The sequence below is a fragment of the Vibrio sp. Vb0937 genome (genome assembly GCF_033338855.1).
Genome location: NZ_JAWOTK010000010.1, coordinates 109174 through 134457, shown reverse-complemented (window position 1 = coordinate 134457; position 25284 = coordinate 109174). Strand labels below are relative to the sequence as shown.

The window sequence follows — 25284 nt, the reverse complement described above, 5'->3', positions numbered from 1 at the left end:
GCGCAATCAGATCGGCAGATAAATAGTAAATGTTGTGTGACCAGGCCAGCTTTCTACGTCTATTTTTCCATTGTGCTGGTCGATCAAATTTTGCGAAATAGATAGCCCTAATCCAGTTCCTCCCTCGCGGCCACTGACCATGGGATAGAACAGCGTGTCTTGTAGTTCCGGTGGAATACCTGGGCCGTTGTCTGTGATTTCGACACGAGCAGCGAGTTTACAGCGTTTGCCGTGAATATTGGCTTGATGCACCGTTCTGGTGCGAATGGTTATTTTCCCGTGTTCTTGATGGCTAAGAATTTGTGCGGCGTTGCTGACGATATTAAGCATTGCCTGTTCGATTTGGTCTGTATCCATCAAAATCTCTGGCAAGCTTGGGTCATAATCTCGTTCAATGATGATTGAGCGTTGTGACTCTAATTCAACCAGTTGGCGAACCTTTTCAAGAATTTGGTGCAGATTCTCTTGTGTCTTCTTACCTGGCTTCTGCGGTCCTAGTAATCGATCCACGAGCGCCCTTAAACGGTCTGCTTGCTCAATGATGATGTGTGTATATTCGGTGAGAGAGGGCTCTGGCAGCATTTTTTCTAGCAATTGCGCCGCACCGCGTAAGCCGCCAAGCGGATTTTTAATCTCATGTGCAAGCCCTCGGACTAACAGCTTCGCCGCTTGTTGTTGGGCGTGTTGATTCAGTTCTTGAGAGAGTCGGCGCTGCTGATCAATTTTGCGCATCTCGACCAGAAGCATCAACTGCTTTTGCCAAGTGATAGGGCTAACCGTCACCTCTAGCATTAAAGGGCGGCCATCAACAACGAAAGTGACGTCACTGTCGGTGATGCTTTGGCCACTTTGCAACGGTTGAGTGAGCAGCGCGAGATCCAGCGACGCATGCTGAATCAATTGAGAAAGTGATTGTTCAATAATTCGTTTGGCGCTTTGAGAAAATAGCAACTCGGCAGCCGGATTGGCATAACGGATGGCCAATCCATCATCAAGAATCAGCGTTGCTGTCACCATATTGTTGAGAATGGCACTAGGAAGACTGGTATCCACATTACGTCCTTGTTTTGCTTTAAGATTGTGCGATGCACAATAATGGTGCAATTGAACGTTAAGTATGGCGAATAAATCTTAGAAGAAAAAGTGAAAAGCACCGCTGTGATGTGATTTTTTTCACCAGATATTCTATTTTGCCCCTTTTACGGTCGGCTTAACACTTGCTCTATGTAAATGCACCGTTATAGGGCTAGTAGATGCAATAAGCTTGCCGCTTCTTTTCGCGTGCACAGCAAGTGTGTGAGTGCCTCGGTCAATATTGTTTAACTGCCACACTATATGGCTTTGTGGTGCACCATAAGGTTTTCCATCGAGTAACAATTGCAATTGCTCACCGATACCAAGCTTGCGATTGGTTTCTAATTGAATATTGATGATGCCTCGATTGCTGCGGATGGTCTCGTTGTGCTTGGGAGTCAGCATCGAGAGTTGTAATGGAAGAGGCTTCTCGGTTGTTTTCTCTGGCTTGTTTTGTGATGCAGTAGATGGCGTAGTCTGAGGTGCGAGCGATTCAGTACTTTCTACCTCAGGAGCTGGTGCGCTGGCTTCAAGGTTTGGCAGTGCGATCGCTTTTGCTCCTTTGTTTGGCGTATCACTAAAGTGAACCACGCCATTTTCATCTACCCACGTATACGCGACCTGCGCGAAGGCGATAGAGGCGATTAACAATCCGCTGAGTGCACACAGTGATGGAATAAGCTGAACTTTCATTGCTCACCTTCTCTTGTTCGATGATTTCACGTTTCAATGGCTTAGCTCTTTGACCTGTAAGGAAAAATTCTAAGCGTATTTTTATTATCCCCTCATGTTAAACGTCGAAGCTTGAGTGGCGAATACAAAAAAGGCCCGCCTGCGAGGCGAGCCTAATATTTTATTGCTGTGTTTACATTTTACACAGTGTCGACCTTACACAGAGTAGTAAAGTTCGAACTCAACAGGGTGAGTTGTCATGTTCACACGCTCTACGTCCTGAGACTTAAGGTCGATGTATGAATCGATGAAGTCGTCAGAGAATACGCCGCCCGCTGTTAAGAACTCCCGATCAGCATCTAGCTCTGCTAGCGCGTCTTTTAGTGAGTATGCAACAGTTGGGATTTCTGCTGCTTCTTCAGCTGGAAGATCGTAAAGGTCTTTATCCATCGCTTCGCCTGGGTGGATCTTATTCTTGATACCGTCAAGACCAGCCATAAGCATTGCTGCGAAACATAGGTATGGGTTCGCCGCTGGGTCACCGAAACGAACTTCGATACGACGTGCTTTCGGGCTTGGTACCACTGGGATACGGATTGAAGCAGAGCGGTTACGCGCTGAGTAAGCTAGCATTACTGGTGCTTCGAAGCCTGGTACAAGACGTTTGTACGAGTTTGTTGATGGGTTAGCGAATGCGTTGATTGCACGAGCGTGTTTGATGATACCACCAATGTAGTAAAGCGCCATTTCAGATAGACCGCCGTACTTGTCACCAGCAAATAGGTTTACGCCATCTTTTGCTAGAGACTGGTGAACGTGCATACCGCTGCCGTTGTCGCCAACAAGTGGTTTAGGCATAAACGTCGCTGTTTTACCAAACGCGTGAGCAACGTTGTGTACAACGTACTTGTAGATTTGGATTTCGTCAGCTTTGGTTGTTAGCGTGTTGAAACGAGTTGCGATTTCGTTTTGACCCGCCGTTGCCACTTCGTGGTGGTGCGCTTCAACAACAAGACCCATTTCTTCCATTACTAGACACATAGCAGAACGGATGTCTTGAGATGAATCTACTGGAGCTACTGGGAAGTAACCACCTTTAACGCCTGGACGGTGACCTTTGTTACCTTCTTCGTAGTCAGAACCTGTGTTCCATGCCGCTTCTACGTCGTCGATCTTGAAGAAAGAGCCTGACATGTCCGTCGAGAACTTCACGTCATCAAATAGGAAGAATTCTGGCTCAGGACCGATAAGTACAGTATCTGCAACACCTGTAGAACGCATGAAGTCTTCAGCGCGTTTTGCGATAGAGCGTGGGTCACGGTCATAGCCTTGCATTGTTGCAGGCTCTAAGATGTCACAACGGATATTTAGTGTTGCGTCTTCCGTGAATGGGTCAAGCACAGCAGAAGATGCGTCAGGCATCATTACCATGTCTGATTCGTTGATACCTTTCCAGCCAGCAACTGATGAACCATCGAACATTTTACCTTCTTCGAAGAAGTCTGCGTCGATTTGGTGAGCAGGGATCGAAATGTGCTGCTCTTTACCTTTTGTATCAGTGAAGCGTAGGTCAACAAACTTAACTTCGTTTTCTTGGATCAGCGATAGAACGTTTTCTACTGACATCTTGGATAACCTCCAGTGTTAATAAGCGGTAAAAGCTCGATTTATGAATTATTCATGAAACCTGGCATTGATTAATCAATTTGACTTTTCATTAATCGATGCTGTTTTAACTAAAGCCAAAACCGTGCCAAAAAAAATATTCCATTAATTTCAAGCAATTGTGTTTTTGAATGCTAGTTTGGTGCACTTGCTTGCACCAAAATGATCTTTGCTTGCACCATTATGGTGCCAAAAATCATTGTTGCACCATAATGTGACAGGTACATTGCGTATTCAGCCCAGTTTTTGAGCAAGAGTCAATTTGAATTATGCATCGATTAGAATAAAGTTGCGTTTAATCAATTCGTTCTGAGGAAGAAAATGGGCATTAAGCGTAAAAATTGCAGAAATGCTCGGGAGTAGATCACATATTTCTAGGCTTTTTGCTAAAATCTGGTACATTATGGCCGTTTTTTTAATCAGCAAATGTCGCCAGAGAGCACCCGTTCTCAGCGTGGGGGCATTTCATCTATCTAAGTGAATCAATATCCATGGCTACTCCACAGATTGATAAATTAAGAAATATCGCGATCATCGCGCACGTTGACCACGGTAAAACCACGTTGGTTGACAAGCTGCTACAACAATCAGGCACGCTAGAGTCTCGCGGTGAAGCTGAAGAGCGAGTCATGGACTCGAACGACATCGAGAAAGAGCGCGGTATTACAATCCTTGCTAAAAACACAGCAATTAACTGGAACGATTACCGCATCAACATCGTAGATACTCCGGGACACGCGGACTTCGGTGGTGAAGTAGAACGTATCATGTCGATGGTAGACTCTGTACTACTTATCGTTGACGCGGTTGACGGCCCAATGCCACAAACGCGCTTCGTAACGCAAAAAGCATTTGCGCACGGTCTTAAGCCAATCGTTGTAATCAACAAGATTGACCGCCCAGGCGCTCGTCCTGATTGGGTTATGGACCAAGTGTTCGACCTATTCGACAACCTAGGTGCAACTGATGACCAGCTAGACTTTAAAGTGGTTTACGCATCAGCACTTAACGGTTGGGCTTCTCTAGAAGAAGGCGAAACTGGCGAGAATATGGAACCACTATTCCAAACTATCGTTGATGTTGTTGACGCGCCAAATGTTGACCTTGATGGTCCACTACAGATGCAAGTTTCTCAGCTAGACTACAGCTCTTACGTTGGTGTTATCGGCGTGGCTCGCGTAACTCGTGGTAGCGTTAAACCAAACCAGCAGGTAACCATTATTGGTGCTGACGGTAAAACTCGCAACGGTAAAGTGGGTACAGTAATGGGCTACCTTGGCCTAGAGCGTCACGAAGTGGAACAAGCTAACGCGGGTGATATCATCGCAATCACTGGCCTTGGCGAGCTGAAAATTTCTGACACTATCTGTGCACAAAACGCAGTAGAAGCATTACCACCATTGTCTGTTGATGAACCAACAGTAACAATGACGTTCCAAGTAAACACGTCTCCATTCGCGGGTAAAGAAGGTAAGTTCGTAACGTCACGTAACATCCTTGAGCGTCTTGAGAAGGAACTGGTACACAACGTTGCACTACGCGTTGAGCAAACAGACGATCCAGATAAATTCCGCGTATCAGGTCGTGGTGAACTTCACCTTTCTATCCTGATCGAAAACATGCGTCGTGAAGGCTTTGAGCTTGCGGTATCTCGTCCAGAAGTAATCATCAAAGAAGAAGATGGTCAGTTGATGGAACCGTTCGAAACGGTAACTATCGACGTAATGGAAGAGCACCAAGGCGGCATCATGGAGAACATCGGCCTACGTAAAGGTGAGCTGAAAGACATGTCTCCAGACGGTAAAGGTCGTGTGCGTATGGACTTCGTTATGCCATCACGTGGTCTGATCGGTTTCCAAACGGAATTCATGACACTGACTTCAGGTTCAGGTCTTCTTTACCATACGTTTGATCACTACGGCCCTCACAAAGGCGGTAACATCGGTCAACGTGTAAACGGTGTACTAATCGCGAACGCGATGGGTAAAGCGCTAACTAACGCACTGTTCAACCTTCAAGAGCGTGGTCGTCTATTTATCGGTCACGGTGTTGAAGTTTACGAAGGTATGGTTATCGGTATTCACAGCCGTGACAACGACCTAACGGTAAACGCACTGAAAGGTAAGCAGCTAACCAACGTTCGTGCATCAGGTACAGATGACGCACAGGTTCTTACTCCGCCAATCAAGATGACTCTTGAGCAAGCACTAGAATTCATCGATGACGACGAGCTAGTAGAAGTAACGCCTGAAAGCATCCGTATCCGTAAGAAGTTCCTAACGGAAAGCGACCGTAAGCGTGCTTCTCGTGGCGCGAAATAATTTTCGTTAAGCGATTCAATTAAGAAGAAGCCTCGAGTTATGCTCGGGGCTTTTTGTTTTCTGGAGTTGAATATGAACCCGATTATTATCACCGGTGGGCCAGGTGCGGGAAAAACAACACTGCTGAATGCGCTAGACGCGTGTGGTTACGCCACGTTTCCTGAAGGGTCTCGCGACTTGATTGAGCAGCAAAGCCAGTTAGAAAATGGTATTTTGCCGTGGACGAATTTACCTGAGTTTGCCAAGTTATGCCTTGGGTTGATGGACAAGCAAAAGAGTGATGCGCGTTGTCATGATGTTGCGTTTGTTGATCGCGCCATCCCCGACATCATTGCATACCTGCAAGTGGGCGGCTGTAAGGTTGATCAAGCTTTCTTAACCGAAAGCGCTGGGTATCATAGTCAGGTGTTTACTTGTCGACCTGAAGCATCCATTTACGTACAAGATGAAGTGCGTCCGCACAGCTTTGAAGAAGCATTGGAGATTCATCAGTCGTTATTGAGTGTCTACACTGAGTTGGGTTATGAAGTGGTAGAAGTACCATGGGGAACTGTGCCAGAGAGAGTAGGCTTTGTTCGAAGAGTCATCGGTTTACTCGGTGAGGTCGCCGACTAAAACCTCCTCACTAGGAGGAGGTCTAAATCATTTACTTTTGATTGAGCTTTTGTAGGAATTTATCGGACTCTGCAATCGCTTCGTTCATTTGTTTGATCGCAAACTGAATGTCTTTCTCTAAGCTGGAGAACTCACCTTGCAAAGAACCAATCGCACTGGCGTTAAGGTTGTGTTTTAAGTACAACGTGTTGTCACGCAGCGTGTCCAGTACCGGTGTCATCTTTTTCTCTGCACGCTTCATAGCGCTAAGCATGGTTTTGTACGAGGCTTTGGTTTCACGTAGCTTTTGCTCGCTTGAACGACGCAGTTTCGCACTCGAGTACAGCTCTAGCTCATCTTGCCACTCATCAAACAGTGCGCCGGATACGTCTTCAATCGCAGCAATACGGTCACGTACGTCTTGAGCCGCTTTTTCGCTATCTTCGTATTTGTCATTGATGTTGTTGTAGACATTTTCTAGCTCACCACCATCAAAGTTGGTGATCGCAGATAAGGCTTCAAGTGCACTGGTGAATTCTTCTTGTGCATCTTGTTGAGATTCTTTGGCATCTTCGACGCGGTCGACCATAATATCTCGTTTATGATACCCAACCTGCTCCATTGCTGAGTAATAAGCAGATTGACACCCTGTTAAAGTGAAAATTGATAGTACAATTGCTAATAAATAAGGCATTCTTATGTCCTCGGCGCTAATTATGGGATGAACTATGAACCAGTTATCAGAGAGTTACAAGGCGAGATTAATCAATCTACTGCCAAGTTGCGTCGCGTTTTTTAAGTATCTTCTTAAGCGATTAACGCATGACCGTGTGAATGTGAACGCGGGCTATCTTGCCTACATTACCTTGTTATCCATCGTGCCAATGCTGACGGTATTGTTATCAATATTGTCGAAATTTCCCGTTTTTGCGAACGTTGGTGAGGTGCTGCAAGGCTACATTATTGAGAATTTTGTGCCGGCTTCTGGAGAAGCTGTACATACGGCATTACAGGAATTTGTGGCGAATACGGGCAAAATGAGCGCGGTTGGCGGTGGGTTTTTATTCATCGCAGCGGTCATGCTGATTTCCAACATTGATAAGAACTTAAACTACATTTGGCGAGTTAAAGACAAGCGCCGTTTAGTCTTTTCATTCTCTATGTATTGGATGGTACTCACGTTAGGGCCTATCATGGTCGGTGCGAGTATTGCGGCGACGTCGTACGTGACTTCGCTGCAAATTTTAGAGAACGAGACATTATCTGGTGCGTTTAATTTATTTCTGCGTTGGCTACCGTTGTTGCTGTCCTTTTTTGCTTTTCTTGGTTTGTATATTCTAGTGCCGAATAAAAAAGTACACCTCGCTCATGGTGCCATGGGGGCAGCAGTCGCCGCGATACTGTTCGAGTTAAGTAAAAAAGGCTTTGCACTCTACATCACTCAGTTTCCGTCTTATCAGCTCATCTACGGCGCGTTAGCGGCGATTCCTATCTTATTTGTTTGGGTGTATTTATGCTGGATGATCGTGTTATTGGGGGCGGAAGTTACGGCTGCGCTTGGTGAGCGAGAGCACTGGAGTGAAGATTTAGACATGATACACTCGACCGCTGAATCTCAGTTAACAGATGAAGGAAGCGAGAGTAGTGATAGCGCTAATTCAACGAGTCAGTGAAGCAGCCGTCCGTGTGGATGGTGAAGTCGTAGGAGAAATTGATCGTGGTCTGCTGGTCTTATTGGGCGTAGAGAAGGACGACGATGAAGCTAAAGCAAAGCGTTTAATGGAGCGTGTTACAACCTACCGTGTGTTCGAAGATGACGAAGGCAAGATGAACCTAAACGTTAAACAGGTGGAAGGTAAAGTGCTGGTGGTTTCTCAATTTACGCTGCCTGCGGATACAAAAAAAGGCACGCGAGCTGGCTTTTCTCGCGGTGCGCATCCTGTTGATGCAGAGCGCTTGTATGATTACTTTTCTGACTTGTGTGAAGAAGTCTTACCCACACAGCGTGGCCGCTTCGCTGCCGATATGAAAGTGTCTTTGGTGAATGACGGTCCAGTGACGTTTTGGTTGCAGGTCTAATCTGGTAACACAGGCGCCATAGTCTAAGCTTTAACTCCAAGATCATGGAATTGGCTTGGAGTAATTTTTCCGACACTGATTAGTGTTGTGCTTTCAAAGGATTGATATGTTCAAACTCATTACTCCCAAAACCGATAATCAGATAAACAAGTATTATCAGTTTCGCTGGCAACTGCTTCGTGAGCCATGGCGTATGCCGATCGGCTCTGAGCGCGATGAATACGACGAAATGAGCCATCACCGCATGATTGTTGATGGTCGAGGTCGTCCTATGGCGATTGGCCGTTTATACATTACGCCGGATAATGATGGCCAGATCCGCTACATGGCGGTTAAAAATAATCGCCGTAGCAAAGGAATGGGGTCGCTGGTTTTGGTTGCACTAGAGTCGTTAGCGCGCCAAGAAGGAGCGAAACGCTTGGTGTGTAATGCCCGTGAAGATGCCATCGCCTTTTATGAAAAAAATGGCTTTGAGCGTCGAGGCGAGCTAACCGATGAGCGTGGCCCTGTGCGCCATCAGCAAATGGTGAAGCAACTGGATCCGATGGCCAATGTGTTACGTCGCCCTGAATGGTGTACTGAGCTTCAACAGCGCTGGGAGCAACAAATCCCAATTAGCGACAAAATGGGGATCAAAATTAACCAGTACACGGGTTACCAGTTTGAATGCTGTGCGCAGCTTAATCCTAACCTTAATCCCCATAACACCATGTTCGCCGGGTCAGCTTTTACCTTAGCAACCCTGACAGGGTGGGGGATGACGTGGCTGCTGCTTAAAGAGCGTGGGTTGCACGGGGATATTGTGTTGGCCGACAGCTCGATTCGTTATCGTCAACCAGTCGAACAAAACCCCGTAGCGAGTACTTCGTTGGATGGGATCAGTGGTGACCTAGACCGATTGGAGTCGGGACGCAAAGCACGCATCGTTATTCACGTAGTAATTTATAGTGGTGACACGCCAGCTGTGGATTTTGTCGGTACCTATATGTTGATACCGAACTACTCGCAGTTACTCAGTTGCTGATGGGGTAAGCGCCGACTGATCTGCTGGGCGCTTATCTGTTTCACCTTCTTGCTCTGTCGGTGAGAGGGTTTGTTCTGCTGCGGAATTCGTGTCGGGTACTTCATCTTCTTCGATAACTTCTTCGTAAAGCTCTTCCTCTTGAGTCTCCAAATTGATGTTATCAATCACGATAGGTTGCTCGATGGAAGGCTCATTTTTCTGTGGAGTCTCAATATCAGTAGGCTCGGCCAGTTTTGATGCGTTCACGCACTCATTACGGTGGGTTTCACCACTTAGTAGATCGCCTTCAATGTTTCCGCACGACTCTTCCAATTGATAAGTAATGCCACTTAGCGGGTTGTTGGCCATATCAAATGTTCCCCAAACCTTACCACTTATGGCTTTTCCTGAGATGGTGACCGGCTTTATGGCAACTTCCCCTCGTTGCGCGCTTAAACGCAGTGGACTTAAGGTAATGGCTTTGAGCAAATGATCCGCTTGGGACTTCAAGCGGGTATCTCGGAGGTTGGCTTCCACTTCACCCGACAAGCTGTAGGCCAGCATGTTGCGATCACCTGACAACCCTTGTAGATCGAGGCTGAGATCGGAAAAACCATCAATAGCCAGTGTGTCGGGTAAAAAATAATCGTGGAAGAGCGATAAGGGAATACCATCAGCATTGACGTTGAGCGCCCAAGGTTGGCTCGGGGTACTCAAATCTATCTGTCCGATGCCTTCTACGTAGCCTTGCTCGAGTGGCGCAAAAAGGCGAGTCAATTGCCAAAAGCCATCTTTGCTTTGCATGGCAAGTGCTGCGTGAGACGTGAGTATTTGGTCATAGCTGGCGTTGACAACGCTGACTTCCAATTCGCCTTGCCAAAGGCCCCAACGTTGAGCCGACTGTTTAATATCAAGCTGTTGTCCTTCGATATTTAAACCGGAAAGTTGCCAATAAGGTTCGTGAGATAGCTGGATAATTTGGCTGCGCTCAATGTCGAGTCGTTCGATTGCAACATGCTCTAACTCGCTGGTGGCGGCGTGCCACCAATTTAGGTTGTCTTCTGGCTGTGTTGCCCACTTGAGGCCTTGAATAGAGGCTTCTTTGAGCTTCCATTGTGTTGGCGTGAACAATCCAGAAACTTGCACTCGACCTTGCTGCCAATCTAAACTGAGCTCGTTGAGCTGGATTACTCCTGGCTCGATAGCGGCACTCAAACGTGGCTCTATTGCGGTTTGCTGCTGGAATCGAACGCTATCCGCCTGCAATGACACTTGAGCTTTTGTCTTCCAGAGAGACAGTGGCAGTGTGGCGTTTTCCACAGAAAGATCCAAGTTCTGCCAGTGCCAGTCGCCCCATTCAATATCGGCGTTAAGCAAATCTAAGCTATTAATATGATTAATGTTAAATGGTAGATCGTGCCAAGGTTTTGCAAGCAGTGATTGGCGCTGCGTATTACTCAGTTTCAGCTTGTTGATGGTCACATTTACTAAAGACCAGCCTTGAGGATACTGCTCCCCTTGCCCAGATATTTGACTGTTACGCCAGTTAAAAGAGGTGCCATAAAGCGTACTGTCTTGCGGTTTGTAGTCTATATCGACTAAGACTTGATTAAAGGCTTCGCCATTCCAATAGAGTTGGTCAGCTGCAAGTTGAACTTCGCCATATGGTATTAATTGACCATTCCATTGTGGTGATTGAATTTGAAGGTCAATGCCATTGGCAGAGAACTGCTCGTCGGCGTAATCAATATTTTTGAGCGCGATTTGATGGAATAAAACGTTGTCTAAAGGTGGGAGCTTTGGTGCGCCATACTGCAAGCTCATACCATCAATCAATAAACTATCAACGATCCATTTACCATCGCGATAAACATCGGGATTCATCCATAAATCGACTTGCTCGATGTAAGACGCATCGTCTCCGCTGGTGTTCACGCGTTGTAAAGTTAGGTGATAGGGAAAGCCATAACGCACGCTTCCGGCCCGGAAGGGAAGAGAAAAGGTGTTTGACAGCAAGCGCCAGGTTGCGTCCGCGTAAGATGTTGTTAGCAGCGCAATCGTAGCGGCTGGAATGGCAACTAAGATAACCAGTAACAGAAGTAAAACTCGACGCGCTGTTTTCATCTTTGCTAGAACCTACGTGTGTTATGAAATAAAACTAGATAGGCTTTAGCTTGTATCAATATTCTGTGGTATTCAATAAAAAGCCCCTCAAAAGAGGGGCTTGAAGCAATTTTTGTAACTTGGCCTACGTAAAGGTGATAAGTTAATGCCAACTTTTCACTGCGTTTACGCGACGTCGCTGTTACTCGATTTAATCAATCTGAGGACCAGCCGCAACCAGAGATTTACCTTCAGCGTTGTCTGTGTACTTATCAAAGTTATTGATAAAGCGCGCTGCTAAATCTTTCGCTTTGCTTTCCCACTGAAGTGGGTCAACGTACGTGTCGCGAGGGTCTAGAATGCTAGGATCCACACCTGGTAGTGACGTTGGTACTTCAAGGTTGAAGATTGGAATGTGCTTAGTTGGTGCTTCTTCAATCGAACCATCAAGAATGGCATCAATAATTCCGCGTGTATCTTGAATAGAGATACGTTTGCCAGTGCCGTTCCAACCAGTATTCACTAGGTAAGCCTCAGCGCCTGCTGCTTCCATGCGTTTAACCAGTACTTCTGCGTATTTAGTTGGGTGAAGCGTTAGGAACGCCGCGCCGAAACAAGCAGAGAAAGTTGGTGTTGGCTCAGTAATACCGCGCTCTGTTCCCGCTAGTTTGGCGGTAAAGCCAGACAGGAAGTGGTACTTAGTTTGCTCGGGTGTCAATTTAGATACTGGAGGCAGTACGCCAAATGCATCGGCTGATAGGAAGATCACTTTATTCGCGTGACCGCCTTTTGATACTGGCTTAACGATATTATCGATATGGTAGATAGGGTAAGAAACACGTGTGTTTTCTGTTTTCGAACCATCATCAAAGTCGATAGAACCATCGCCACGTACTGTTACGTTTTCTAGCAGTGCATCACGACGAATTGCGTTGTAGATGTCCGGCTCCGCTTCTTTCGAAAGTTTGATGGTTTTTGCGTAACAACCACCTTCGAAGTTGAAGACACCGTCATCATCCCAGCCGTGCTCATCATCACCAATTAGCGCACGTTTAGGATCAGTCGACAGGGTCGTTTTACCCGTACCAGATAGACCGAAGAATACCGCTACATCGCCATCTTTGCCCATGTTAGCGCTACAGTGCATTGATGCGATGTCTTTTAGTGGAAGGAAGTAGTTCATCATCGCGAACATACCTTTCTTCATTTCACCGCCGTACCAAGTACCACCGATAAGTTGCATGCGCTCAGTTAGGTTAAATACGGTGAAGTTTTCTGAGTTCAGGCCTTGCTCTTCCCATTTTGGATTAGTGCATTTTGCGCCATTCATTACTACGAAGTCTGGTTCAAATGTCGCTAACTCTTCTTCTGTCGGGCGAATAAACATGTTTTTAACGAAGTGCGCTTGCCATGCGACTTCTGTGATAACACGAATGCTCAAACGTGTATCTGGGTTTGCACCACAGTAACCGTCAACAACAAACAAGCGTTTGTTAGAAAGCTGGTTTGTGACCAGTTCTTTTAGCTCGTCCCACACTTCAGGAGTGATTGGCTTGTTATCATTTTTCACTTGATCAGACGTCCACCACATATGTTCTTCTGTCGTAGCGTCTTTGACGATGTATTTATCTTTTGGTGAGCGACCAGTAAAGATGCCAGTGTCAACGGCAACCGCACCTAGTTCAGTAACCACGCCGCGCTCATAACCGGTTAGGTCTTCACGCGTTTCTTCCTCAAACAACATTTCGTAGCTTGGGTTGCGAATAACCTCTTTTACGTTATGCAGTCCGTGCTTGGTTAGATCAAGTGTTGCAGCCTTAGTATGTTCCATAACGGTCATAGGTGCTCCTTATAAGGATTTTGTAGGGATTTTGTAAGAATGTTTTAATTTTAATCTGCTCACCATGCTAGCAACGGGGCGGGGAGAAAACAGGGAGATAGCTCAAAATTTACCCATGATTTCAATAAGGTTTTAGGTAACCCGTCACATATTGGTGGGAATAGTCTATCGTGCACGCAATCCTTTGCGCTAGGGCAAAATCATTATTAATTGTTTAAAATTAAGCAGTTGTTTTATTACGCTTGAGGTTAGTTATTACGAGGGGTTGATCACAAAAAGGCCAGCATTAAGCTGGCCTTTTGTAGGGTAAATTACGTGCTTGATAAGCTATGTAAATTAATGCAGGGTTTTCTTGTCCGTAGAAGCTTGTGCATACAGTTCAGTGACTTCAGATTCGTCGAACGTATAAGTTGTGCCACAGTAATCACAATGTAAAGAAACTGATCCAACTTCTGCCAAAATGTCATAAATTTCAGCTTTCTCAACGGTGATGATTGCGGCACCGCTACGCTCACGAGAACAGCCACAATGGAACTCGACAGGTTGCGGCTCGTACAAACGTACTTTGTCTTGGTTATATAGTCGATACAATAACTCGTTCGCTTCTAAACCAAACAATTCTTCATCTTTTACTGTATCAGTGAGCTGCTCTAGATGTTCGAAATCATCTGGAGAGCCAGTGCCGTCAGGGATCACTTGAATCAACATACCTGCTGCGTGTGCTTTGCCTTCATGCTCACCAGTGCGGATCCATAGGCGCGTTTTTAACTGCTCTGAGTTTGCAAAGTAGCCTTCTAGCACTTCTGCTAAAGTGTCACCTTCTAATCCAACGACACCTTGGTAACGCTCGCCGTTTTTCGGTTCGATAGTGATCACAAGGTAGCCCTTACCCATTAGATCGTGAATGTTTGCGTCATCGGCAATATCGCCTTCCCAGCGAGCTACACCACGAACACGTTGGTTATGGTCACCGTTGATAACGGCAAGAGACACAGGACCGTCGCCTTGTAGCTGGATGGTGATCGAACCTTCGAACTTAAGAGTGGCAGTTAAAAGAGTAGTTGAAACGAGTAGCTCACCCAGCAGTTTCTCTATTGCTGCCGGATATTCCTTGCTGGAGATAACACGTTGGTACGCTTCATCCAATTGTACCAACTCGCCACGTACTGAAAGATCTTCGAATAGGTAGCGGTTTAAAACATTATTTGCCATGGAGTGCTTTCCTCGTTGGTAATTCCGGCTTTTATTGGTGTTTGAACTTAATGATGTCTCGGCGCTGCTTTTTATCTGGGCGGCGTTCCGGACTTGGGTTGTGGGCATTAAGCTTACGTTGAGTCGCGTGTTCCTCACGTTTCGCTATACTTTCATTAGTTTCGCGATATAAGGTTTGTGCGATGGGAGCGCCTCGGCGTTGATCTGAGATTTGTTCGATGATCACGATTTTTTCTTCGTTGCCTTGACGAAGTCTTACTTCAGCGCCCACTTCAACGATTTTACTCGGCTTGCTTCGTTGGCCATTATAGTGGACTTTACCGCCATCGACCATGTTACGCGCGATGGAGCGGGTTTTGTAAAATCTTGCGGCCCATAGCCATTTATCTAGCCTAACGGCTTCATTTAGGGAACTCATAGAACACTACGCTATCTAATCACTGCCCGAATACGGCAATGAGTGATGGATTATTCACCTACAGATGGAGTCAAGGCGTATTTTTTTCAAGGGAGTTGGCAAAAACTGCATAAGAAAAAGGTATGAAAGACAACTTGTGATATAGTTCACTGCTCTTTGTTGAGTAATAATTTTATTGCAAATTTAGCAATTTAAAGTCGATAGCTATCGTTATAGCTTAAATGACGGACGTTAGAATAAAGGAATCCATTCAGTGAAACGTTTAGAGCTAAGTGCAGGATTATCAAGCAGACCGCTACTGGCTCAGATCAAGTCCAATCATTATACCATTCAAGCCAAACTTAGCTTGTTGCTTACCTGTCTGTTTATTGCGATAACCGGATGGATACTTGGCAAAATTGTGTGGTTAGCCATACCTCAATCGTCGGAAGTGCCGCAATGGCGTCCATCGGCGAGTGGCGTTGTCGCGAGCAATAAAGGCGACGCGATAGATTTTAATGCCCTTCAGAATGCCAACCTATTCGGTAAATTCACTGAGCAAAAAGCGGCAGTTGTAGAACAGCCTATTGTTAAAGACGCCCCTAAGACGCGCCTTAACCTCACCCTAGTCGGTGCGGTTGCCAGCAGTGATGCCAATACCAGCCTTGCTGTTATTGCTAACCGAGGTAAGCAAGCTACGTACGGTTTGGGTGAAGAAATCGAAGGGACACGTGCGACGCTAAAAGCGGTATTGGTGGATCGCGTCATCATTGATAACCAAGGTCGAGACGAGACCTTAATGATGCAAGGTATAGAATATAAGAAGCTATCTGAATCGCCGCAGGTAGCTAGGGCGCAAGCTCAGCGAGCAGAAGCAGCGACGTCTGACGTTGGAGAGAAATTAGAGCAAATCCGCGAGGAAATTGCGAAAGATCCACAAAGCGTTTTTAAATACATCACCATTTCACCCGTCAAAAAAGACGGAGACATTGTTGGTTATCGAGTATCACCTGGTCGTGATGCCGCATTATTTAATGATGTAGGGCTACAACCTGGTGATATTGCGGTTCAACTGAACGGGATCGATTTAAGTGATCCGTCTTCTTCAGTACAACTGATGCAAGTGATGAGCGATCCGCAAGAATTAAATTTAACTGTTGAGCGAGATGGCCAACAGTACGATATCTATATCCAATTGTAAGACTTAGGCAACCGGCGTAAGTTCAGGGAGACATACGTGAAACATTGGTTCAGCAAAAGTGCTTGGCTACTAGCAGGAAGTTTACTCTGCGTACCAGGTGCAATGGCAAACGAATTTAGTGCGAGCTTTAAAGGCACTGATATTCAAGAATTCATCAACATAGTGGGTCGTAACCTCGAAAAGACCATCATTGTTGATCCTTCAGTACGCGGTAAGATCGATGTCCGCAGCTATGACGTACTTAACGAAGAGCAATATTACAGCTTTTTCCTTAATGTCCTTGAAGTATACGGTTACGCAGTCGTAGAGATGGACAATGGGGTACTTAAGGTTATCAAAGCAAAAGACTCAAAAACCTCAGCAATCCCTGTGTTAGGTGATGGCAGCGCGCAAGGCGATAGTGTTATCACTCGAGTTGTCGCGGTGCGTAATGTGTCGGTCCGTGAGTTGTCTCCTCTACTTCGTCAGCTGATTGATAACGCCGGTGCCGGTAACGTGGTTCATTATGATCCAGCGAATATTATCTTGATTACTGGTCGTGCGGCAGTAGTGAATCGCTTAGCAGAGATCATCAAGCGTGTTGACCAAGCCGGTGATAAAGAAATTGAATTGGTGGAGCTGCGTAATGCATCTGCTGCTGAAATGGTACGCATTGTCGAAGCACTGAATAAAAGTGCGAATCAGAAAAGCACGCCAGAGTTCCTTGAACCTAAAATTGTGGCCGATGAACGTACTAACGCGATTTTAATTTCTGGTGATCCAAAAGTAAGAGCCCGCTTGAAACGTTTGATTCGTCAACTTGATGTTGAAATGGCGACAAAAGGTAACAACCGAGTTGTGTACCTGAAAAATGCGAAAGCTGAAGACTTGGTGGATGTATTGAAAGGTGTTTCCGATAACCTGCAAGCTGAAAAGCAAGCCGGTCAGAAAACATCAGGTGCATCGCGTGGTGAGGTCGTCATTGCTGCTCACGCTGCAACTAACTCGTTAGTTTTAACAGCGCCACCAGATATTATGATGGCATTACAAGACGTCATTTCTCAACTCGATATTCGTCGTGCTCAGGTTCTTATTGAAGCGTTAATTGTCGAAATGTCTGAAGGTGATGGTATTAACCTAGGTGTTCAGTGGGGGTCGTTAGAAACGGGTGCTGTAATTCAGTACGGTAACTCAGGAGCCCCGATTGGTCAGGTGATGGTTGGTCTAGAAGAAGCAAAAGATCAAACCCGCACTGAATACTATACCAACTCTAATGGCGAACGAACGCCATATGATGTTACTGAATCAGGTGACTACTCTACGCTAGCGTCAGCGCTTAGCGGAGTAAATGGTGCGGCAATGAGTATTGTCATGGGTGACTGGACAGCGCTAATTAGTGCTGTTGCTTCTGACTCCAACTCAAACATTCTATCTTCTCCGAGTATTACCGTAATGGATAATGGCGAAGCATCATTTATTGTGGGTGAAGAGGTTCCGGTTATTACGGGCTCTACGGCTGGCTCAAACAACGACAACCCATTCCAAACGGTTGACCGTAAAGAAGTCGGTATCAAACTCAAAGTAGTGCCACAAATTAACGAAGGTGACTCTGTACAGTTAAACATTGAACAAGAAGTTTCCAACGTATTAGGCGCAAACGGTGCGGTTGACGTTCGCTTTGCTAAACGACAGTTAAACACCTCTGTCATGATCCAAGATGGTCAGATGTTGGTTCTTGGTGGTTTGGTCGATGAACGCGCACTTGAAAGTGAGTCTAAAGTGCCGCTATTGGGTGACATTCCGGTACTGGGTCACCTGTTCAAGTCAACTAGCACGCAAACAGAAAAACGTAACTTGATGGTGTTCATCAAGCCGACGATTATTCGCGATGGTGTGACGGCTGACGGTATTACGCAGCGTAAATACAACTTTATTCGCGCAGAACAGCTTTATAAAGCGGATCAAGGGTTGAAGTTGATGGCAGACGAGAAGATCCCGGTTATGCCAGCCTTTGGCCAGGAGCGTCAGCACCCAACAGAGATTCAAGCGTTTATTGATCAAATGGAAAACAACTAATGGTTGATATGTTAGACACAGCGCCAAGTATGCGTCGTCTGCCATTCAGTTTTGCCAACCGCTTTAAACTGGTGCTGGAGACAGAGCATCCTGAGCGTCCACCTATTCTTTACTATGTCGAGCCGCTTAACCCTGCGGCTCTGGTTGAAGTCCGTCGTGTATTAAAGAAAAGCTTCGTACCGCAACCTATCGATAAAGAAGCCTTTGATAAAAAGCTGACCGAAGCATATCAACGCGACTCGTCTGAAGCGCGTCAGTTGATGGAAGATATTGGTGCTGATAGCGATGATTTCTTCTCTTTGGCTGAAGAACTGCCGCACGATGAAGACTTATTAGAATCGGAAGACGATGCGCCAATCATCAAATTGATCAACGCCATGTTGGGCGAAGCGATCAAAGAAGGGGCGTCGGATATTCATATTGAGACGTTCGAGAAAACCCTTTCGATTCGTTTCCGTGTCGATGGCGTATTGCGTGAAGTCCTGACTCCAAGCCGTAAGCTAGCGCCTTTGCTAGTTTCTCGTGTGAAGGTTATGGCTAAACTAGATATCGCAGAAAAGCGTGTGCCTCAAGATGGCCGTATTTCGTTGCGTATTGGTGGTCGTGCGGTGGACGTGCGTGTATCTACGATGCCGTCCTCACATGGTGAGCGCGTGGTAATGCGTTTGTTGGATAAAAACGCGACTCGTCTTGATTTACATAGTTTGGGCATGACACCTTCAGTGCATGACAACTTCCGTCACTTGATTGGCCGCCCTCACGGTATCATCTTGGTGACGGGCCCGACAGGTTCTGGTAAATCAACCACCTTGTATGCTGGCTTGCAAGAGATCAATAGCAACGAGCGCAACATTCTAACGGTTGAAGACCCGATCGAATTTGATATTGATGGCATCGGTCAAACTCAGGTGAACCCAAAGGTCGATATGACGTTTGCGCGCGGCTTGCGTGCCATTCTGCGTCAGGACCCGGATGTGGTGATGGTCGGTGAGATCCGTGACTTAGAAACCGCACAAATTGCAGTGCAAGCGTCCTTAACGGGTCACTTGGTAATGTCTACTCTCCACACCAACACCGCAGTGGGTGCGATTACGCGTCTACGTGATATGGGTATTGAGCCATTCCTTATTTCTTCTTCGTTATTAGGGGTGCTAGCGCAGCGCTTAGTTCGAACGCTTTGTCCAAGCTGTAAAGAGCCGTATGAAGCCGATGCGGAACAGAAAAAACTGTTTGGTATGGAAGCGCATGAACCGTTAGAACTGCACCGAGCAAAAGGCTGTGAAGCGTGTAACCAAAAAGGCTACCGAGGTCGAACAGGTATCCACGAGCTCATTATGGTTGATGAGCAAGTGCAAGAGTTGATTCATCGAGAGTCTGGTGAACAAGAAATTGAGAGAGCCGTTCGCGCCCATACGCCAAGTATTCGCAGTGATGGTTTAAGCAAAGTACGTCGTGGTATTACGTCACTTGAAGAAGTGATGCGAGTGACGAAGGAAACCTGATGGCGGCATTTGAGTACAAAGCGCTAGATGCAAAAGGCAAGCATAAAAAAGGCACGATAGAAGGGGACAACGCCCGACAAGTGCGCCAGCGACTCAAAGAGCAAGGGATGATCCCGATTGAAGTGGTCGAGACGAAAGCTAAATCGGCTAAGTCTTCAGGTTCAGTCAGCTTTAAGCGCGGCATCTCAACATCTGAGTTAGCACTCATCACACGTCAATTGTCTACGCTAGTCCAATCAGGAATGCCTTTGGAAGAGTGTTTGCGTGCGGTCTCTGAGCAGGCTGAAAAGCCGAGGATTCGTTCTATGTTGGCTGCGGTTCGCTCGAAAGTAACTGAGGGTTATCCGCTCGCCGACAGTTTTGCCGATTACCCACACGTGTTTGATGAACTGTACCGCTCCATGGTTGCGGCGGGCGAAAAATCAGGTCACCTCGATACCGTATTAGAGCGTTTGGCAGACTACGTCGAAAACCGCCAAAAGATGCGATCTAAATTGCTTCAAGCCATGATTTATCCTGTAGTTTTGGTGGTATTCGCGGTTGTCATCGTTTCGTTCTTATTGGCGACAGTGGTTCCTAAAATCATTGAACCCATCATTCAGATGGGCCAAGAGTTACCTCAATCGACGCAATTTTTACTGGCAGCCAGTGAGTTTGTGCAAGATTGGGGGCTGATTATTTTCGTTGTGCTGGTGGCGCTTTTCTATGGCCTCAAACTGGCGTTGCAAAAGCCAGACTTTCGCTTAGCTTGGGACAGAAAAATCTTGAGCTTACCGCTAATAGGTAAGATCTCTCGAGGTTTGAATACCGCACGATTCGCACGAACACTTTCGATCTGTACTTCCAGTGCGATTCCAATTCTCGAGGGTATGCGCGTTGCGGTAGATGTTATGTCTAACCGTTATGTGAAGCAGCAAGTCTTGCTTGCAGCGGATAACGTCCGAGAGGGCGCTAGTTTGCGTAAGGCGTTGGACCAAACTCGCTTGTTTCCACCAATGATGCTACACATGATCGCCAGTGGTGAGCAAAGTGGTGAATTAGAGAGCATGTTGACGCGGGCAGCCGATAACCAAGATCAAAACTTTGAATCAACAGTCAATATTGCTCTGGGTGTGTTTACTCCTGCGCTGATTGCATTAATGGCTGGATTAGTGTTGTTCATTGTGATGGCGACCTTGATGCCAATGCTAGAAATGAATAACTTGATGAGCGGATAATTTCGAATTAAGACGTGTCTACTAACGGCATGGCTTTAATCTAACTTTCGGAGAAAAAAATGAAGTTTAAGCGTAGTAAACAACAGGGTTTTACACTTTTAGAAGTGATGGTTGTTGTAGTTATCCTGGGTATTTTGGCAAGTTTTGTTGTTCCAAACCTATTGGGTAACAAAGAGAAGGCAGACCAACAAAAAGCGATTACGGACATTGTCGCGTTGGAAAATGCCTTAGATATGTACAAGTTGGACAACAGCGTTTACCCAACAACGGACCAAGGTCTAGAAGCATTGGTTAGCAAGCCATCTAACCCAGAGCCACGCAACTACCGTGATGGTGGTTACATCAAACGTCTTCCTAATGACCCTTGGGGCAACCAGTACCAATACTTAAGCCCAGGTGATAACGGTACAATCGATATCTTCACTCTAGGCGCAGATGGCCAAGAGGGTGGAGAAGGTCCAGCTGCAGATATTGGCAACTGGAACATGCAAGACTTCCAATAATTGAGCCTAAGCCAGCACTAATGAAACAAATGCGAAAACATAACGGTTTTACATTGATAGAAATTCTATTAGTGCTGGTTTTGCTATCTCTTACGGCTGTGGCCGTGATCTCGACGTTACCGACTAGCCAAAAAGATCTTTCCAAACAGTATGCTCAAAGCTTTTTTCAGCGTTTACAGCTGCTCAATGAAGAAGCGGTGCTGAGCGGTAAAGATTTTGGCGTTCGAGTGGATGATGCCAAATCGACCTACGCTCTACTGAGTTTAACCTCAGAAGGTTGGCAGCCTCTGAAATTAAAGCAGATTCCGAGCAAAACCAAGCTAGAAGAAGATATTGCGCTACAACTCGAGCTCGGAGGTGGTGCTTGGGATAATGATGAGCGCTTATTCAAACCAGGTTCTCTTTTTGATGAAGACATGTTCGCAGAAGAAGAGGACGAAAAGAAAATTGAGCCACCGCAAGTGTTTATCTTTTCCAGCGCTGAAGTCACGCCATTCACCCTGTCATTTTTTCCGCAAAATGGTGATGCCTTTAATGACGGTTGGCGAGTCATTGGCAAAGAAAGTGGACAAATTTTGTTATTAGCTCCGGGCGAAGAAGTGAAAGAGGATGAGAATGCGCAATTTTAAGCAAGCTCGCCCCAATTTGAGTCATCGCCGGACGAGAGGCATGACCTTACTGGAAGTATTGGTCGCACTGGCAATTTTCGCCACCGCTGCCATCAGTGTCATTCGCTCCGTGAGCCAGCATATTAATACAATCAGTTATTTAGAAGAAAAAATGTTTGCAGCCATGGTTGTGGATAATCAGATGGCAAATGTGATGTTGAATACCGGAGAACTCAAAGCGAAAAACGGCACAGAAGAGCTGGCAGGACGCACTTGGTTCTGGAAAGTCACGCCAGTCGCCACGACGCAGCCATTGCTGAAAGCATTTGATGTGAGCGTCTCGGTAGAGAAAAGCGCGAGCCCTGTAGTAACGGTACGAAGCTATGTGGCGCAATAATCATCCCCGCGCAAACACGCGCCAAAGGGTAAAAGGTTTTACACTTATTGAAGTGTTGGTATCGATTGCCATCTTTGCCAGTTTAAGTGTCGCTGCGTACCAAGTGGTATCGCAAGTACAGCGTAGCAATGCGCTATCACAAGAACGAACCCAACGCTTAAACGAAATTCAGCGTGCCATGGTGATGATGGATAACGATTTTCGTCAAATGGCGATGCGTCAAACACGTACTAATGGTGAAGAGCCTGCTAGCCGGCTAATTTTTTGGTCCGATTACCTGTTGGACTCCGATACTAAAGGGCTGATGTTTGCCCGTTTAGGTTGGCACAACCCTCAGCAGCAGTTCCCTCGTGGAGAAGTAACCAAGGTTGGCTATCGCTTAAAAGAAGAAACACTGCAGCGAGTATGGTGGCGCTATCCTGATACGCCGGTTGGGCAACAAGGTACTGTTACTCCATTGCTAACGCAGGTCGAGTCATTTGATATGCGTTTCTATGATGGTAAGCAATGGAAAAACGAGTGGGCTGAAGAAAAAGCGCTGCCGAAAGCGGTTTCTGTTGTTCTCACTCTCAAAGACTATGGAGAAATTGCCCGCACTTATCTCACTCCTGATGGCACATTGAGTCAGAAAGAGGAAAGTTCAGGAGACAGCAATAATGGTTAACCGTCAGCGCGGTGTTGCTTTGATTATAGTGTTGATGTTGCTGGCGATTATGGCAACGGTTGCTGCCAGTATGTCGGAACGTTTGTTCTTGCAGTTTCAGCGAGGCGCTAATCAAATCAATTACCAGCAAGCGTATTGGTACAGCCTTGGCGTCGAGGCGCTAGCAAAAGTGGGTATCGAGCAAAGTTATAAAGACACCGACACGATTAATATGAGTCAACCGTGGGCGATAAAAGAGCAAGTCTATCCGTTAGATTATGGTCAAGCGGCGGGACGAATTAGAGACAAGCAAGCGTGCTTTAATCTAAATGTATTGAGTCGTGTGCAACCAACGGGTCAGCAAATTACAAGACCATATTTAGTGAATGTATTGCAGCGCCTATTAGAAGAGCTGGATGTCGAGCCATATCAAGCAGAAATCATTGCAGACTCTACTTGGGAATACATTGATGCTGACGACTCTGTCCGTTCGACTACTGGGGTTGAAGACAGCACATATGAAGCGATGAAGCCTTCCTATTTAGCATCAAATGGTTGGATGGCAGATGCTTCCGAGTTACGGGCTGTCTATCAGGTGAGTGGTGAAATTTTCCAAAAATTGGAGCCGCTGGTCTGTGCATTACCAAGTGATGACTGGCGTTTAAACGTGAATACGATTGATGTTGAGCAAGCTCCGATTTTGGTGGCAATGTTCTCACCAAACTTAAGCAGTAGTGATGCGATTCAGCTAATTGAAAAACGCCCATTTGATGGGTGGGATAGCATTGATGAATTTTTAGCAGAGTCAGAAATGGCTGGCTTAAGTGAAGATGTAAAGAAAAACGCCAAAGGCTATTTGGGTGTGGATAGCGCCTTTTTTGAATTGGATGCACAAGTGTTGGTGGATGAATCACGTGTACGTATCCGAAGCCTTTTGCAAAGTACAAATAGAGAAACGGTGACCGTAGTTCGCCGTCGTTTTGGAGGGATCAGTGAGCGAGTTTCTGACCGTTCGGCTGAGTAGCGAACAACAAAGTACCATTCCTTGGGTGGTGTGGTCGACAGATCAACAGGAAGTGATTGCTAGCGGTGAAATCGCCGGGTGGGAACACTTAGATGAATTGGTCTCATATGCTGGTCAGCGCCAAGTTGTGGCGCTGTTGGCGAGTAATGATGTGGTCCTGACGCAAGTGGATATACCGCCTGGTGCAACACGCCAATTCGAGGCGATGTTACCGTACTTAGTGGAAGACGAAGTTGCTCAGGACGTTGATGGCCTGCACTTTAGCGTGTTGGGTAAACAAGCGGATAAAGCGCAGATTTGCGCAGTTGAACGTGCTTGGATTCAGACTGTACTGCAACGTTTCTCAAGCCAAGGTATCGCTATTAAACGCATTTTACCCGATGTGCTTGCGTTACCGGTTCGTGGAGATCACAGCTGTGCTGCAATGATTGGCGAGCAATGGCTAATTCGTCACTCTGCGACAGAGGGCGCGGTTGTCGACGCTTCTTGGTTAGACCTTTACCTCTCTTCTTATCTACAAAATCATGAAGGTTGGAAGCTCGATTGCTATAGCTCGGTCCCGGAATCTGCGTTACCTGAAATATGGGAGCCGCAACCAGAAGAAATGACGATGGCTTTACTGGCGAAGGGGGTGACAGAAAGCAAAGTCAATTTGCTGACCGGGATCTTCAAGCCGAAATCTTCTTGGGGTAAATACTGGAAGCTCTGGCAAAAAGCCACCATTGCTGCGGGGGGGCTTATCGTCGTCATGGTTGCGCAGCAGTTGCTCGTGGTCCACAAGTACGAAGCACAAGCTCAAGCGTATCGTGAGGAGAGTGAGCGTATTTTCCGCCAGGTGTTCCCAAATAAACGACGCATTCCTACCGTTAGTTACCTCAAACGACAAATGAATGATGAAGAGCGCCGCTTATCTGGTGGAAGTGGTCAGCAGGCAATGTTGTCATGGTTGGCGGCATTACCCGCGACGCTTGGTCAGGTCAGTGACTTGGAGATCACTAGCTTTAAATACGACGGACAACGTGGCGAAGTACGTATTCAGGCTCGTAGTTCAGACTTCCAACCTTTTGAGCAGGCTCGTGTGAAATTGGCAGAGAAGTTTAATGTTGAGCAAGGTCAGTTGAACCGTAGCGATAACGTTGTGGTTGGCAGCTTTGTTTTGAAGCGTTTGTGAGGT

The 25284-nt window shown here is 46.4% G+C and carries 23 protein-coding genes; 15 read left to right on the top strand and 8 right to left on the bottom strand.

Going from position 1 to position 25284, the window contains the following annotated elements; all coding sequences use genetic code 11:
• Positions 1-6 precede the first annotated feature (6 nt).
• From glnL to glnA, 3 genes are all read right to left on the bottom strand, one after another.
• On the bottom strand, positions 7-1053 hold the full coding sequence (gene glnL / locus R7P67_RS14795) for a nitrogen regulation protein NR(II) (protein ID WP_017821940.1): 1047 nt from the start codon (positions 1051-1053) through the stop codon (positions 7-9).
• A gap of 132 nt (positions 1054-1185) precedes the next feature.
• Entirely contained in the window at positions 1186-1767 is a 582-nt protein-coding gene (locus R7P67_RS14790; protein WP_053307274.1) for a DUF4124 domain-containing protein, read from the bottom strand.
• 195 nt (positions 1768-1962) lie between these two features.
• Positions 1963-3372, bottom strand: a complete 1410-nt coding sequence (gene glnA, locus R7P67_RS14785; RefSeq protein WP_005379275.1) for a glutamate--ammonia ligase — start codon at positions 3370-3372, stop codon at positions 1963-1965.
• 530 nt (positions 3373-3902) lie between these two features.
• Here glnA and typA point away from each other — a divergent pair.
• Positions 3903-5732 (top strand): translational GTPase TypA, encoded by a 1830-nt coding sequence (gene typA, locus R7P67_RS14780; RefSeq protein ID WP_262652853.1) that lies wholly within the window; start codon positions 3903-3905, stop codon positions 5730-5732.
• Between the two features lie 72 nt (positions 5733-5804).
• A complete protein-coding gene (locus R7P67_RS14775; RefSeq protein ID WP_042522598.1) occupies positions 5805-6347 on the top strand; it encodes an AAA family ATPase in 543 nt (180 codons plus the stop codon).
• A gap of 31 nt (positions 6348-6378) precedes the next feature.
• Here the strand turns inward: R7P67_RS14775 and R7P67_RS14770 are convergent, their stop codons facing one another.
• Positions 6379-7020, bottom strand: a complete 642-nt coding sequence (locus tag R7P67_RS14770) for a DUF2959 domain-containing protein (protein ID WP_005382972.1) — start codon at positions 7018-7020, stop codon at positions 6379-6381.
• Positions 7021-7054: 34 nt separating this feature from the next.
• On the opposite strand from R7P67_RS14770, the gene R7P67_RS14765 reads away from it, so the two are divergent.
• The 3 genes from R7P67_RS14765 to R7P67_RS14755 all read left to right on the top strand — a co-directional run bounded on the left by R7P67_RS14765 (position 7055) and on the right by R7P67_RS14755 (position 9429).
• Positions 7055-7999, top strand: coding sequence for a virulence factor BrkB family protein (locus R7P67_RS14765; protein WP_005379281.1), 945 nt, complete (start codon positions 7055-7057; stop codon positions 7997-7999).
• On the top strand, positions 7971-8405 hold the full coding sequence (gene dtd / locus R7P67_RS14760; protein ID WP_005379282.1) for a D-aminoacyl-tRNA deacylase: 435 nt from the start codon (positions 7971-7973) through the stop codon (positions 8403-8405). Before R7P67_RS14765 ends, dtd begins: the two co-directional genes overlap by 29 nt.
• 106 nt (positions 8406-8511) lie before the next feature.
• Entirely contained in the window at positions 8512-9429 is a 918-nt protein-coding gene (locus tag R7P67_RS14755; protein ID WP_005379283.1) for a bifunctional GNAT family N-acetyltransferase/hotdog fold thioesterase, read from the top strand.
• Here the strand turns inward: R7P67_RS14755 and R7P67_RS14750 are convergent.
• From R7P67_RS14750 to hslR, 4 genes are all read right to left on the bottom strand, one after another.
• Positions 9415-11532, bottom strand: coding sequence for an AsmA family protein (locus R7P67_RS14750; RefSeq protein ID WP_262652852.1), 2118 nt, complete (start codon positions 11530-11532; stop codon positions 9415-9417). The two genes, R7P67_RS14755 and R7P67_RS14750, sit on opposite strands and share 15 nt — an antisense overlap.
• 190 nt (positions 11533-11722) lie before the next feature.
• Entirely contained in the window at positions 11723-13351 is a 1629-nt protein-coding gene (pckA, locus tag R7P67_RS14745) for a phosphoenolpyruvate carboxykinase (ATP) (RefSeq protein ID WP_005379288.1), read from the bottom strand.
• Positions 13352-13687: 336 nt separating this feature from the next.
• Positions 13688-14563: an Hsp33 family molecular chaperone HslO gene (gene hslO / locus R7P67_RS14740; protein WP_031780788.1), complete on the bottom strand. Its 876-nt coding sequence runs from the start codon at positions 14561-14563 to the stop codon at positions 13688-13690.
• Between the two features lie 31 nt (positions 14564-14594).
• On the bottom strand, positions 14595-14981 hold the full coding sequence (gene hslR / locus R7P67_RS14735; RefSeq protein ID WP_005379292.1) for a ribosome-associated heat shock protein Hsp15: 387 nt from the start codon (positions 14979-14981) through the stop codon (positions 14595-14597).
• 253 nt (positions 14982-15234) lie between these two features.
• On the opposite strand from hslR, the gene gspC reads away from it, so the two are divergent.
• The 10 genes from gspC to gspL are packed head-to-tail and all read left to right on the top strand — an operon-like array spanning position 15235 to position 25281.
• A complete protein-coding gene (gspC, locus tag R7P67_RS14730; RefSeq protein ID WP_005382986.1) occupies positions 15235-16161 on the top strand; it encodes a type II secretion system protein GspC in 927 nt (308 codons plus the stop codon).
• A gap of 36 nt (positions 16162-16197) precedes the next feature.
• Entirely contained in the window at positions 16198-18216 is a 2019-nt protein-coding gene (gene gspD, locus R7P67_RS14725) for a type II secretion system secretin GspD (RefSeq protein WP_005379295.1), read from the top strand.
• Entirely contained in the window at positions 18216-19718 is a 1503-nt protein-coding gene (gene gspE / locus R7P67_RS14720) for a type II secretion system ATPase GspE (protein WP_005379296.1), read from the top strand. The genes gspD and gspE overlap by 1 nt, the downstream gene beginning before the upstream one ends.
• Positions 19718-20935: a type II secretion system inner membrane protein GspF gene (gene gspF / locus R7P67_RS14715; protein WP_005382993.1), complete on the top strand. Its 1218-nt coding sequence runs from the start codon at positions 19718-19720 to the stop codon at positions 20933-20935. Before gspE ends, gspF begins: the two co-directional genes overlap by 1 nt.
• 59 nt (positions 20936-20994) lie before the next feature.
• Entirely contained in the window at positions 20995-21438 is a 444-nt protein-coding gene (gene gspG, locus R7P67_RS14710) for a type II secretion system major pseudopilin GspG (RefSeq protein WP_005379298.1), read from the top strand.
• A 29-nt stretch (positions 21439-21467) separates the two neighbouring features.
• Positions 21468-22067 carry a prepilin-type N-terminal cleavage/methylation domain-containing protein gene (locus R7P67_RS14705; RefSeq protein WP_151514505.1) on the top strand — a complete coding sequence of 200 codons (600 nt, stop codon included), beginning with the start codon at positions 21468-21470 and terminating at the stop codon, positions 22065-22067.
• Positions 22054-22443: a type II secretion system minor pseudopilin GspI gene (gene gspI, locus R7P67_RS14700; protein WP_017635009.1), complete on the top strand. Its 390-nt coding sequence runs from the start codon at positions 22054-22056 to the stop codon at positions 22441-22443. The genes R7P67_RS14705 and gspI overlap by 14 nt, the downstream gene beginning before the upstream one ends.
• Complete coding sequence (gspJ, locus tag R7P67_RS14695; RefSeq protein ID WP_053349752.1) at positions 22430-23107, top strand: type II secretion system minor pseudopilin GspJ; 678 nt, start codon at positions 22430-22432, stop codon at positions 23105-23107. Before gspI ends, gspJ begins: the two co-directional genes overlap by 14 nt.
• Positions 23100-24110: a type II secretion system minor pseudopilin GspK gene (gene gspK, locus R7P67_RS14690; RefSeq protein WP_005379302.1), complete on the top strand. Its 1011-nt coding sequence runs from the start codon at positions 23100-23102 to the stop codon at positions 24108-24110. The genes gspJ and gspK overlap by 8 nt, the downstream gene beginning before the upstream one ends.
• Positions 24079-25281 (top strand): type II secretion system protein GspL, encoded by a 1203-nt coding sequence (gspL, locus tag R7P67_RS14685; protein ID WP_161444171.1) that lies wholly within the window; start codon positions 24079-24081, stop codon positions 25279-25281. Before gspK ends, gspL begins: the two co-directional genes overlap by 32 nt.
• Positions 25282-25284 lie beyond the last annotated feature (3 nt).